Origin of the sequence: Thermosynechococcus sp. HN-54 (assembly GCF_023650955.1) — a bacterium.
Classification (GTDB): Bacteria; Cyanobacteriota; Cyanobacteriia; order Thermosynechococcales; family Thermosynechococcaceae; genus Thermosynechococcus.
In genome coordinates this window covers 789,345-801,125 of the sequence record NZ_CP098039.1, presented here as the reverse complement: position 1 = coordinate 801,125, position 11,781 = coordinate 789,345, and the positions used below count along the sequence as shown (strand labels likewise).

The following is an 11,781-nucleotide window of genomic DNA, read 5'->3' as shown; positions in this document are numbered from 1 at the left end:
TCTGCTATCTATCGAGATTTTCATATCCTTAGCGTCAACAAGGGGTCGCCGTCCTCTAAAATGAGGGATGTATTAAGCGGTGTTAGCAATATGAGTGTCATTAGTCAGGTTCTTCTTAAAGCGGACGATGAATTGCGCTACCCCACCACGGGCGAACTCCAGACGATTAGTGACTTTTTCCAAACGGGTGAGCAACGCCTCCGCATTGCCACGACACTGGCTGAAAATGAGAAACGCATTGTGGATCAAGCCAGCAAGCAACTGTGGCAGAAGCGGCCTGACTTTATCTCTCCAGGGGGCAACGCCTACGGCCAGAAACAGCGCGCCCTGTGTCTGCGGGACTATGGCTGGTATATGCGCCTAATTACCTATGGCATCCTTGCCGGTGACAAAGACCCGATTGAGCGCACAGGCATTATTGGTGTCCGCGAAATGTACAACTCCCTTGGTGTGCCGATGGCGGGGATGGCAGAAGCGATTCGTTGCCTCAAGGAGGCTTCCTTGGCACTGCTGAGCACTGAAGATGCTGAAGTGGCGGCTCCCTACTTTGACTACATCATTCAGGAAATGTCCTAGGGAGACTGACGGCAGTCAATTCTGCATTCAAGGGGAACACAACCCATGACAGCTCCCCTTGAGATCCTCGTTGTCAGCAATGGCCCCGGTGAACTGGCCACTTGGGTTTATCCCTTTGTAACAACACTGCGGCAACAGGTCAAAGAGGGGCTGCGGCTTTCAGTGGTCATTGTCCCCTGTCCCCATGCCAGTGGTCTGGAAGCGGAGATTGCTCGCCGCTATCCGGGGGTGGATCGGGTGCTGCCGGCCACAGAGTTTTGGCACCTCGTGCGCACAAAAACTACCCGTAGTCATTGGGATTGGTTTCCCCAAGGGGTCGTGGTCTTCTTGGGAGGGGATCAACTCTTTGCGGTACTGCTGGCCAAGCGGTTAGGCTATCGCTGTGTGCTCTACTGTGAGTGGCAAGCCCGCTGGCAAGGGTGGGTGGATGGCATTGGGCTACGGCGTTCTCTACCCGTGGGCAAAACAAGAGCCAAGGTGGCGGTGGTCGGCGATCTGATGACCGATGTCCAAAGCCTTGCCCTCGATGCTCTCCCTGATGTGCGCCAGCAGTTAGGCGTTGCCTCAGATGCTCCTCTTGTGGGGCTGATGGTGGGTTCCAAGCCCAATAAACTCAAGCTAGGAGTGCCCCTTTCGCTGGCGATCGCCGACCATTTAGCAGCGGCCGATCCACCAATTCACTGTGTGATTCCAGTAGCACCCACCCTCACCCTCAGCAGCCTCAGCCGCTATGCCGATCCCCACTTTAATCCTGAACTCAAGCATGTTGAGGGCACGACCGCCACACTTATCCCACCCGGTGAAGGGCTACCCTATCTAGAGACGCCGAGGGGTACGAAGGTCTATCTCTGGCAGCAGTTACCCAACTATCCCCTGTTGCGGCAGGTTGCCCTCTGTGTGACAACCGTTGGCGCGAATACCGCTGAACTAGCTGCTTTGAATGTGCCGATGATTGTTCTCTTGCCGGCTCAACAACTGCGGGTACAGCGAGCACATCCTTGGGATGGGTTGGCCGGGTTGCTGGTGGGCTTGCCGGCGATCGGGCGCCACTGGACCGCATTGGTATTTTGGGCACTCGTGGCCAAGGGATTGGGGTGGCGACGGTTTTGGCAGTTGTGGCGATCGCCAGAGATGGATTGGGACTTAGTCAAACAGGGTCTCGGTTACAAGGCATGGCCCAATATCTGGGCCGATAGAGAAATTGTGCCAGAGCTGGTCGGTCCCATTGAGCCTAGGGTGGTTGCCGATCACATTACTCACCTTTTGACTCATCCTCAGGAATTGAGTCAGATGCGGCAGGCCTTACGGGAGCAGGTGGGGCCGGTGGGGGCAGCGGCAAAACTGGTGCAGTTGACGCTTGAGGTGGCGGGCTGGGCTGCCAACAATCCAAAATGTCCTTGAGCACAATTTCTGTAAACCAAATCTGACCCACAATCACCAGAGGCAGAGCCAGCAGTAAGCCCAAAAAGCCAAAGAAAATTGCGAAGACAATTTGGGACACAAGCGTCACAGCGGGCAAGAGATCCACCTGTTTGGCCATGACAACGGGTACTAGGAGGTATTGCTCCAACTGTTGAATAATGATGTAGGCAATGAGCACAGCCACCGCCCGCCACGGATCATCAATAAAGGCAATAATCATCGGCGGAATGACACTCAGTGCTGGGCCGATATTGGGAATGGCCTCTAAAAGGCCTGCGAGGAAGGCATTGGCTAAGACCAACCGCACTCCCAAGACTGCCAGCACTAGACCACTAACAACGCCAATCACCAGCATATTCAGCCCTGTTCCTGCCAGCCATGCCAAGAGTGCCTGTTCACTTTCGGTGAGAATCGTGTCAATGCGAGACCGATAAAAAGCTGGAAACAGGCGGATAAACCCTTGGCGGTAGGGCTGAGGGTCAATCACTAGCATCACCGTCAGCACCAGCACCAACAGCGTATTCAGTAGGACCGCCAGTGTATTGGAAAAGAGGGCAAAGAAGTTATTAAAGATTTGCTCAAGGAATGGCTCTAGTTGGGTAATCAGCCGATTAATTACTGGGGTGTCATCAAAGCCGCTACTTGGCAAAAGGTAAGCAATCTCATCAAGCCATGCTTCCACCCGCCCTAGACCCTTGGGAATCAAGACACCCAGCTGCTGCGCCTCCTGCAAAAAAGGGGGAATGATCATCCAAAAGAAGCCAAAGACAATGAGAAAGCTCAAGCTGAGACTGATGGCGATCGCCCGCCCCCGTTGCAGTCCCCAGCTTTGTAGGCGCAGTTGTAACCAGTTGAGCGCCGTTGCCAAAACTACGGCCAAAAACACCAAGAGTAACACTTGGCGAATTTCCCAGAGGATGTAGAGACACACCCCCAGTACTAGCAACCCAATCCACTGCCCAAACGTCACGGCTTCGCATCCACTCCGCGCCTCAACTCCCTATTAGAGCAGGTTTGGCACTCGATCGCCTCAGCGGCCTACCAGGAGCTAAATGACAAAGACCGTATTGTTATCTCGCAACTGGGGATACTCCGCTGGTGGGGTGTGGTTAAACTGGGCAAAGTAACTTGCCAAGGGTTCGGGTAGGGTTGGTAGGGTCACTTGGGTATCCCCTTGGGCGATCTCTGGCCAGAGAGCAGATAGGGCGTGGGCGAGGGGCTGGGCCTCAGCCTCTGGCAAATTGAAGGGAGGTAAGGTAAGAAAGCGTACCATAAATCCCGCACCCCGCTGCAGCATCCATTGCCGTGAAAGGTCACTCAATTTCGGGTAAGCCGCTAAGGATTCAATGCGGTAAGATTCCACATCCACTTGCCAGCCGCCGCAGGGGTGTTCCTGCAAAATCAGGCGACGATAGGGATGGGGATAGCTCACGAGGGAACCGGTCGTTAGATCAAACAGCCCCTGCTCATAGGCAATATCTTGGACATGGAGATGTCCTGTCAAAACCAAAGCAACCCCCGCCGATCGCAGGAGTTTCAATAACTCCACTCGATTCTCCAAGAGGTAGCGCTGCCCCATGGGGCTGTGACTTTGTTGCGGCCAATGCTCAAGGACATTGTGGTGAATCATTACAAGGCGCAGCCCGGCAAAGGGTTGTGCCAATAAGGATGCCAACCATGCCAGCTGTCCCGAATCGACAACTCCTAGCTGTTGACCCGTTGGACTAAATTGATTGGAATTTAGCGCAATCAGTTGCAGGTTGTGTGCGAGCAAGGTTTGATAGTAATGCTTTGCACCATTGCCATAGCCCGCATGGGCATACCACTGGGGAAAGTCAGCCCAGCCAATGCGGCTCTCATCTGCGAGGGGCAAAGGGACATCATGGTTGCCCGGAATCACATAACAGGGAATGGGCAGGGTTTGCAGATAGCGACTGAGCCAGCAATGGTTAACGACTTCGCCATCCCGTGTCAGGTCACCGGGAATCAACAGGGCGTCAATCCCCAAGTCGAGGAGATGAGCAACGGCCGCTTCAAAGGCAGGGATACTAACTTCGTAGAGAAAAATAGGGGGATGATCCGTCGGAATCGTCTCCGGCAGAGCAATATGGGGATCACTGATAATGCCGAGCCGCACCGCCATCGCTATTTCCTAGTGGCGGAAGTGTCGCCGATTGGTAAAGACCATGGCAATTCCCGCTTGATTGGCTGCTTGGATAGATTCATTATCCCGCAGACTGCCCCCCGGTTGAATAATGGCGGCAATACCGGCCAAGGCAGCGGCTTGCACAGAATCGGCAAAGGGGAAAAAGCCATCACTGGCCAGCACACCCCCCCGCGCCGCCTCACCAGCATCACTGAGGGCAATTTGCACCGCACCGACACGATTCATTTGACCTGCCCCAATCCCTTGGGTTTGGCGATCGCGACTGACAACAATGGCATTGGACTTAACGTGCTTCACTACTTTCCAAGCAAAGATCAGTTCCGCCATCAACTCTGGACTCGGTTCAGTGGCTGTAACCACCTGCCACGCCTCTGGATCAATGGGGACGGGGTGAATGTCCTGAACCAGAAAGCCGCCGGCAATAGTTTGAATCGCCGTGGTGGGAGCAGTGTGCAACTCCGGCAAGGTGAGAACCCGCATCTTGGGCTTGGTTTTCAGGATCGGCAGTACCGCTTCCTCACAGGCGGGAGCGACCACACACTCTAAAAAGGTACGGGTCAAGGCTTCAGCAGTGGCCACATCCAAGGGGCGATTGAGAGCAACAATACCGCCAAAGGCGGAGACACTATCGGCTGCAAAGGCGCGCTCGTAGGCCTCCACAAGGGTCTTGCCCTCAGCCACGCCACAGGGATTGGTGTGTTTAATAATGACGGCAGCAGGGGCACCCTCCCCTAAAAATTCACTGATCACCGCCCGTGCCGCTTCCAGATCCAGCAGGTTGTTGTAACTGAGTTCTTTGCCCTGAAGCAAATTAGCCGCAGCCCAACCACTCGGATGGGCACCCGTCATATACCAAGCAGCTTTCTGATGGGGATTTTCGCCATAGCGTAGCACCTGTTTTTGCTGGCCGCTGAGGTGAAACACTGGCGGCAAAATCTCTGTTTCAGTGGTAGGGGTACTGATTTGCTGGAGGTATTGGGCGATCGCCTGATCGTAACTGGCAGTGAGGGCAAAAGCACGCTGGGCACAGGCTAGGCGAAAGTCCGGTTGGGGTTCCCCATGCAGGCGCAGTTCCTGAAGATAGGTCTCATATTGACCCGGATCCACCAAGACCGTCACATGGGCATGGTTTTTTGCCGCAGCGCGAATCAGCGTCGGCCCGCCAATATCAATTTGCTCGATCGCCTGGGCAAGGGTGACATTGGGCTGGGCAATGGTTTCGGCAAAGGGGTAGAGATTGACAACAACCAGATCAATCGGATCAATCCCTTGAGCTTGCAGATCGGCTCTATCTTCGGGGCGATCGCGCCGTGCCAAAATGCCGCCATGGATTTTCGGGTGGAGTGTCTTGACCCGGCCACCTAGGATTTCCGATGCCCCTGTGTACTCGGAAACTGGCGTGACAGGAATCCCTGCCGCCTGCAATGTTTTTGCGGTTCCCCCGCTACTCAGGAGCGTAAAGCCAAACTCCTGCACTAAGGCCGTAGCCAACTCCACCAGTCCCTGCTTATTACTGGTGCTGAGTAAGGCAATCCGCCCCATGCCTGTAATCCTCCCAAGAAACCCAAAAAAACTATACTAGCGGAACATGCTGCTCACAGAGCTATCCTCATGGATGCGCCAAATGGTTTCGCCGAGAATACTGGCCACTGACAGCACCGTGAGTTGGGGAAAGCGGTGGGTTTCTGGTACTGGAATCGTGTTTGTGACAATGACCTCTTCAAAATCGCCCCCTTGGAGTCGCTCGATTGCCGGCGGTGAAAAGACTGCATGGGTGGCACAGGCATAGACTTCCTTAGCACCTTCCCGCCGTAGGAGTCGCGCCCCTTCTAAAATGGTGCCGGCGGTATCAATCATGTCATCCACCAGCACCGCCGTTTTCCCCTTGACATCGCCAATAACATTCATCACTTCAGCCACATTGTGGGCTTGGCGGCGTTTATCAATAATGGCAAGGGGAGCATCATTGAGCTTGTTGGCAAAAGCCCGGGCACGGGCAACGCCACCCACATCTGGGGAGACGACAACAATATCTTCGAGATTTTTACTGCGCAGGTAATCTAGGAGTACCGGCGAACCATAGACATGATCCACGGGAATGTCAAAGTAGCCCTGAATTTGTGCTGAGTGCAGATCCATCGCCAGAACCCGACTTGCTCCCGCTTGGGTAATCAGGTTGGCCACCAGTTTGGCGGTAATGGACTCGCGGCCTGCCGTCTTGCGATCAGCACGGGCGTAGCCATAGTAGGGAATCACCGCAGTCACCTGGCGAGCTGAAGCACGGCGGCAGGCATCGACCATGATCAGCAATTCCATTAAGTGATCATTGACGGGGCGGCAACAGGGCTGAATCAGGTAAACATCACAACCGCGAATGGATTCTTGAATCTGCACATACAGCTCGCCATCGGCAAATCGCTTACGCACCATTGGGCCGAGATCAATACCGAGGTAGCGGGCAATTTCCTGAGCAAGGACAGTGTTGGCAGAACCCGAAAACAGCTTTAGACGACTATGATCAGAAATGTGAGAGGGGGTAGTCGTGGGCAATGGCGCAGTGTGAATCACAGCATCTCCCCAAGATGGCGTGCATTTTGATTTTGATCTTATCATTTCCAATTTCGGGAGCCACTACCCTAGGATTGAATTTATAGAAAGACGAATTTTGAGGTCATCATCTTTGCCAATGGTGCGATCGCAATTCCTACGGTTGGGGGATGTTTTTTTGTCACCGATAGGAGTAGCTTGGTTATTCCTTTTACCTGCACTTTTGTTTCTGACAATTTTTGTTTTTTTGCCGATTTTGTACCTTGTGTATCTCAGTTTTACGACGGGTAGTTTTAGTCAAGAAGGGGTGCGTTGGGTTGGCCTGCAAAATTATCAGCAATTGCTCCTGAGTCCAGACTTTTGGCAGGTGGTTGGCAATACGCTCTATTTCACAGTGGCAACGGTGCTACCCACGATTGTGCTGCCCTTACTCTTGGCAGTGGCTCTGAATCAAGCATTGATAGGCCGCGATTTGCTGCGGACAGCTTACTTTCTACCCAGTATTACTTCCATTGTGGCGGCGGGTTTAGGGTTCCGTTGGCTGTTTCAAACCGATGGCCCGGTGAATCAACTGGTACAAACCTTAGGGGGAGAACCCATTGCTTGGCTGAGTGATCCCACTTGGGCAATGCCAGTGCTCATTTTGCTCAGTAGCTGGAAGCAGTTGGGGTTTAATTTAGTTGTTTTTTTGGCAGGGTTGCAAACGATTCCCCGCGATCGCTATGAAGCGGCACTCCTCGATGGTGCCAATGCTTGGCAACAGTTTTGCTACATTACGCTACCGGGGCTGCAACCCACCTTAATTCTAGTGTTTGTCACAACAACGATTTTCACATTGCGCAGTTTTGAGCAAGTCTATGTGGTGACTGGTGGTGGCCCCCTAGATACAACAAACCTGCTGGTATTTTATATTTACCAACAGGCGTTCGCGTTATTTGACTTTGGCTATGCCGCTGCGGCAGCAACGGTTCTTTTGGGAGTCACCCTTGGACTCATCTGGCTACAATTGCGTACGCGCCAAGACCCCAATCTCTAGAGAGAGGAGCCAAGACCAGCGTAAGCACCGTAGAAGAACAGCCCAACAATGACAATTACCCCCATGCCGGCCACAGTGGCCACAACCCAAAGGGGAATACGTCCGCCTTCAGACAACATGATCAATTCCTCCTAAGCAGATTCAGTTATAGATGAAGGGATTTAGTTAAAGAAGTAGCTTGAAAAGAGCAACGCAAGAACGAAGATCAGCAGCAACCCTAGGTACAGGGACGTGCGATTCAGTTCGACCGGCTGACGATTGGGATTCGGTTCCATGGCTGCACCTTCCTAACGTTGGATAAACTGCATGGCCGCGATCGCCCCGAGGAAGAAAATCGTGGGCACAGCAAGCGTATGAACGGCCAACCAGCGGACCGTAAAAATTGGGTAAGAGACGGGTTCTTGATTGGGTGTGTTACTGGTCATGGCAATCCTACTTCACCTGTTCTAAGAAGGTTTCGACTTGTTGTTTAGCTTGAAAGCGATCGGTCACAAGAGGAATCGACCGCTGTTCCTGAGCATAGTAGCTATCGGGGCGTGGTGTGCCAAACACATCATAGGCCAAACCGGTGCTGACAAAGAGCCAGCCAGCAATGAACAACGCCGGAATGGTGATACTATGAATCACCCAATAACGGACACTGGTAATAATGTCGGAAAATGGTCGTTCTCCTGTCGTTCCAGCCACGTTGCGATGCCTCCAAAGTGTCTAATGTTAAAAAAAGGAAACGGTACTATCCATCATACAGCCTTTTTTCACAACGATTTAGCCGCATAAACAAGAACTGCAAGCTCCCTCTACAGCGGTGTTAGGTCTCTAGAGCTTAAAGTCCAGATTTGACCAAGTCAGTGAGCACGTCTTCAGCACTCTGGTAGCGATCGCGAAAGTTGTACTTAATCATTTTATTGATAATGGCAACAAACTGCGGTGAAAGATGCCGTCCCGGCTGCCAGACAATATCCCCCGTGTGGGGGTCAGAGGGCAAATCCATCGGGGCGAGTCCCGTCAGACCTTCAACAATAACCATGCCCAGAGAGTAAATATCACTGGCAATCACGGGTCGTCCTGCCATTTGCTCGCTAGGGGCATAGCCACGGGTACCAATTGAGATCGTATATTTGCCGTGTTGGAGCAAATCCTCGGGCTGGACATGGCGTACCGCTCCAAAGTCAATCAAAAACAGTTGCTGATCACTGCGGCGGCGCATGATATTGGCAGGTTTAATATCCCGATGCACCACCCCAAACTGATGTACATACTGCAAAATTTCTAGAATACTCTTGAGAATGGCGAGGGCTTCAGCTTGGGAGAGGGTAATTTTCTTTTCAAACTCCTCCTTGAGGGATTCCCCATCCACATACTCTTGGGTGAGATAGAAATATCCCCCCTCCTCAAAGTAAGCCAGTAATCGCGGGATCCGCTCATGTTGCCCCAATTGGGCTAAGGTTTCCGCTTCCCGCTGAAAGAGGCGACGGGCAATGGCCAAAAAACGTTCATCCTTACGGGAGGGGACCAACTGCTTGACCACGCAAATGGGATGATCCGGCAGGTGTAAATCCGCAGCCAAGAAAGTGCGGCCAAATCCCCCTTCCCCCAGTTGACTGAGGACGCGGTACCGTCCGCCGACTGTTTGGGGCAGCGGTTCAGCGGGTTCTGTAGTGATCTCGGAAATGACAGTAGTCTGCGGTTGGCTACTGCTGGGTGTTTGGGTGGTGGGGGGTGCCGGCGAAGGAACTGTTGTGGCAGGGGTCACCTCTGAAAGCTGCGTGGGCACAGTCTCTGGGAGTGGCGGCATCACAGGGTCAGGATTGGCTGGCTGGGTTGCAGGCAAGTCATCACTGGTGGCAGCGGGTTCTGAGAGTGACAATTGGGTTGCTGGTAGGTCTACACTGGTCACAAATTGGGTGGGCGGGGTTGAGGTGAGGTTCGGTGAGGTCTCTGGAATGGATGGTTGCGTTTCAGGAATTTCTCTCCCCGTCACAGGTGTTGAGGTGAATTCTGGCGAGCTTGCAGGGATAGAGAGTTGCGTTTCGGGCAAGTCCACACTGGTGATGAACTGGGTCGCGGGTGTTGAGCTGAGTTCTGGCGTGGTCAGGGGTTCAGGAACCGTCAATTGGGTTTCAGGCAAAGTAGCACTGGGGATGCTCGGCGTCTCCGGAACGATGGTTAAGGGTTCAGGAACCGTCAGTTGCGTTTCCGATAGCTCTGGCGGCATCTGCGTGGGCATGTCTGCAGCAGCGGTTGGTGGGGGAGAGGTTTGGGGTTCAGGAACCGCCATCTGGGTTTCAGGCAGATCGACAGTCGTGGATTCAGCAGCAGTGGAGGGGGGCAATTCTGTGACGGGAGTTGCCGCTTCATCCGGTTGAGCCACTAAAAAGGTTTCCCTCTCTGCGATCGAGGCGGCTGGTGTCTCGCGGATTTCTGTCGGCGGAATTTGATCCACCACAGATGTCAGCAGTGTTGGTGCTGTGTTGGGCTTGCCGGGGGTTGGCGGTAATACCGTTGGCTCAATGGGGGTAAAGGAAATGGCGCTTTCCGGTTGCAATACCGTGGGATTGGCATCAGTTTCTAAGGCAGATACTTCCGTTGGTGAAGCGGTTTCTGGCGTCTCTAGAAGCGGGTTGAATTCAGGTGCGGTCGATTGACTGATCCCCTCACTAACCAACTCTAAGGGAGTCGCTGAGAGGCCACTGGGAACAGCCGTCGGTGCAGAGGGGGTAGGGGTAGATTCTGTAGGACTCAAGGCTCGATAGCCCAGCATCACCACCGCAGCACTGCCAAAGCCAACCAGAGGAGCCACGAGTGGAATCCAACTTCCCTGTAAAAAGAGAAGAAAAGTGAGGCCACTGAGACCCAGCCCCCCCGCAACCAACAGCGGCACAATCACCCAGCGGTGTCCCTTGGCAATAATCAGAGCACCCAGTGCAGACCAAGCAAGCATCCAAAGGGCGATCGCCTCCTGCGACCATGTGCCCATGGGAGAACGGTTATCGAGTGCCGCCGCCAGTAGATCCTCAAGAATGACGGCTTGAACCACAACACCGGGGGTAAGGCGGTTGGTTTGTCCCGGCAGTGTAATCGGAATCAAAAACTTGTCATTACTGCTGCTGCCCGTAAGGCCAATGAGGACGGCGCGATCGCGCACTTTAGAGGGTAGTACTTTACCACTCAAGACTTCGCTCAGGGTCACGGTTTCATAGGGCTGGGTTGGGTGGGCATAGTTGATCAGGATTTGAAACCCCGCGGCATCTAGGTTGTTGTAGCCCCCCCAGTTGCTGGTCAAGGCCTGAAAGCGAGCCGTTCCCAATTCAAGGCGGTTCTGAGTCACAGCTTGGGGATTAATCCCCAGAAAAACACGCGCCAAAGCAAGGGCAAAGGATTGAGGAGTAGCGCAGCGATCACTAGCTTCTGGTTGAGTTGCCAAAATAGCACGGCGCACAACGCCATCATCATCAATGGGAATGTCCGCAAATCCCACCTGTTCATTCAGCAGTCCAGCGGGTGGGGCAATTCCGGGATCCGTTTCGCTGCCTACTTTACAGACAATGACGGTGTTGGGCTGGGTCATCATCACCCGTCCGAGGGAGGGGAGCACATCGGTCGGCGGCTGGAAACGATCCGGTACGGGAAAATCGCGAAAAATGTCAATGCCAATGACCTTGGGCTGGTGCTCCTGCAATTCATTGACGGCTTGAATCAGCACCTCGTCAGGAATCGGGTACTGCTTGAGGGTTTGAATATCAGCCTCGGTAATTTCAACAATCAGCAGTCGCTGAGACGTGGCCAGTGTCGATCGCCAGCGCAGCCATTGGTCATAGACCCTCAATTCCAAGGGTTCCAATAGTCCCCCCAGCCGCAGGGCAAAAACACCCACTGTGGCGATCGCTGTCGCAATCACAGCCCGTAAAGAGCGTTTAAGACGGTCAGAGATGGACAAGGGTGTCATGGCTGAATTCGCAAACTGTTGCGCTGAAGCTCAAACGTTCTCAAAGCTGCCTCGCTTCTATACTGACCTACGGCCCTAGCGATCGGC

Annotated in this window: 11 protein-coding genes; 2 read left to right on the top strand and 9 right to left on the bottom strand. The window is 53.6% G+C overall.

The genetic code is table 11. The features are described from left to right. The first annotated feature begins 90 nt into the window (after positions 1-90). The gene (locus NBE99_RS03830) at positions 91-576 is read left to right on the top strand and encodes an allophycocyanin subunit alpha-B (RefSeq protein ID WP_250683174.1); all 486 of its coding nucleotides are present in this window, start codon (positions 91-93) and stop codon (positions 574-576) included. Positions 577-1,828: 1,252 nt separating this feature from the next. Here NBE99_RS03830 and NBE99_RS03825 read toward each other — a convergent pair. From NBE99_RS03825 to NBE99_RS03810, 4 genes are all read right to left on the bottom strand, one after another. Next, positions 1,829-2,968 (bottom strand): AI-2E family transporter, encoded by a 1,140-nt coding sequence (locus tag NBE99_RS03825; protein WP_250683173.1) that lies wholly within the window; start codon positions 2,966-2,968, stop codon positions 1,829-1,831. Positions 2,969-3,046: 78 nt separating this feature from the next. Next, on the bottom strand, positions 3,047-4,141 hold the full coding sequence (locus NBE99_RS03820) for a metallophosphoesterase (RefSeq protein ID WP_250683172.1): 1,095 nt from the start codon (positions 4,139-4,141) through the stop codon (positions 3,047-3,049). A gap of 9 nt (positions 4,142-4,150) precedes the next feature. Further along, positions 4,151-5,707: a bifunctional phosphoribosylaminoimidazolecarboxamide formyltransferase/IMP cyclohydrolase gene (purH, locus tag NBE99_RS03815; RefSeq protein ID WP_250683171.1), complete on the bottom strand. Its 1,557-nt coding sequence runs from the start codon at positions 5,705-5,707 to the stop codon at positions 4,151-4,153. Between the two features lie 36 nt (positions 5,708-5,743). Continuing rightward, entirely contained in the window at positions 5,744-6,778 is a 1,035-nt protein-coding gene (locus NBE99_RS03810; protein WP_315897287.1) for a ribose-phosphate pyrophosphokinase, read from the bottom strand. A 73-nt stretch (positions 6,779-6,851) separates the two neighbouring features. Between NBE99_RS03810 and NBE99_RS03805 the strand changes: the two genes are divergently transcribed. Next, positions 6,852-7,748, top strand: a complete 897-nt coding sequence (locus NBE99_RS03805) for a sugar ABC transporter permease (protein WP_315897309.1) — start codon at positions 6,852-6,854, stop codon at positions 7,746-7,748. On the opposite strand, the gene NBE99_RS03800 is transcribed toward NBE99_RS03805, so the two are convergent. From NBE99_RS03800 to NBE99_RS03780, 5 genes are all read right to left on the bottom strand, one after another. After that, entirely contained in the window at positions 7,745-7,864 is a 120-nt protein-coding gene (locus NBE99_RS03800; RefSeq protein WP_099798822.1) for a photosystem II reaction center protein J, read from the bottom strand. The two genes, NBE99_RS03805 and NBE99_RS03800, sit on opposite strands and share 4 nt — an antisense overlap. Positions 7,865-7,909: 45 nt before the next feature. Beyond that, positions 7,910-8,023: a photosystem II reaction center protein L gene (locus NBE99_RS03795; RefSeq protein ID WP_149820459.1), complete on the bottom strand. Its 114-nt coding sequence runs from the start codon at positions 8,021-8,023 to the stop codon at positions 7,910-7,912. A gap of 12 nt (positions 8,024-8,035) precedes the next feature. Continuing rightward, the gene (gene psbF, locus NBE99_RS03790) at positions 8,036-8,173 is read right to left on the bottom strand and encodes a cytochrome b559 subunit beta (protein WP_099798824.1); all 138 of its coding nucleotides are present in this window, start codon (positions 8,171-8,173) and stop codon (positions 8,036-8,038) included. 7 nt (positions 8,174-8,180) lie between these two features. Continuing rightward, positions 8,181-8,435, bottom strand: a complete 255-nt coding sequence (gene psbE, locus NBE99_RS03785; RefSeq protein WP_149820457.1) for a cytochrome b559 subunit alpha — start codon at positions 8,433-8,435, stop codon at positions 8,181-8,183. Positions 8,436-8,571: 136 nt separating this feature from the next. Further along, on the bottom strand, positions 8,572-11,694 hold the full coding sequence (locus NBE99_RS03780) for a CHASE2 domain-containing protein (RefSeq protein ID WP_250683168.1): 3,123 nt from the start codon (positions 11,692-11,694) through the stop codon (positions 8,572-8,574). Positions 11,695-11,781 lie beyond the last annotated feature (87 nt).

What these genes read in the sequence shown, in the direction of transcription:
- NBE99_RS03830 (WP_250683174.1), top strand. Translation starts at nt 91, where the DNA reads ATGAGTGTCATTAGTCAGGTTCTTCTTAAAGCGGACGATGAATTGCGC.
- NBE99_RS03805 (WP_315897309.1), top strand. Translation starts at nt 6,852, where the DNA reads ATGGTGCGATCGCAATTCCTACGGTTGGGGGATGTTTTTTTGTCACCG.
- NBE99_RS03780 (WP_250683168.1), bottom strand. Translation starts at nt 11,694, where the DNA reads ATGACACCCTTGTCCATCTCTGACCGTCTTAAACGCTCTTTACGGGCT.
- purH (WP_250683171.1), bottom strand. Translation starts at nt 5,707, where the DNA reads ATGGGGCGGATTGCCTTACTCAGCACCAGTAATAAGCAGGGACTGGTG.
- psbF (WP_099798824.1), bottom strand. Translation starts at nt 8,173, where the DNA reads ATGACCAGTAACACACCCAATCAAGAACCCGTCTCTTACCCAATTTTT.
- NBE99_RS03820 (WP_250683172.1), bottom strand. Translation starts at nt 4,141, where the DNA reads ATGGCGGTGCGGCTCGGCATTATCAGTGATCCCCATATTGCTCTGCCG.
- NBE99_RS03810 (WP_315897287.1), bottom strand. Translation starts at nt 6,778, where the DNA reads ATGATAAGATCAAAATCAAAATGCACGCCATCTTGGGGAGATGCTGTG.
- NBE99_RS03795 (WP_149820459.1), bottom strand. Translation starts at nt 8,023, where the DNA reads ATGGAACCGAATCCCAATCGTCAGCCGGTCGAACTGAATCGCACGTCC.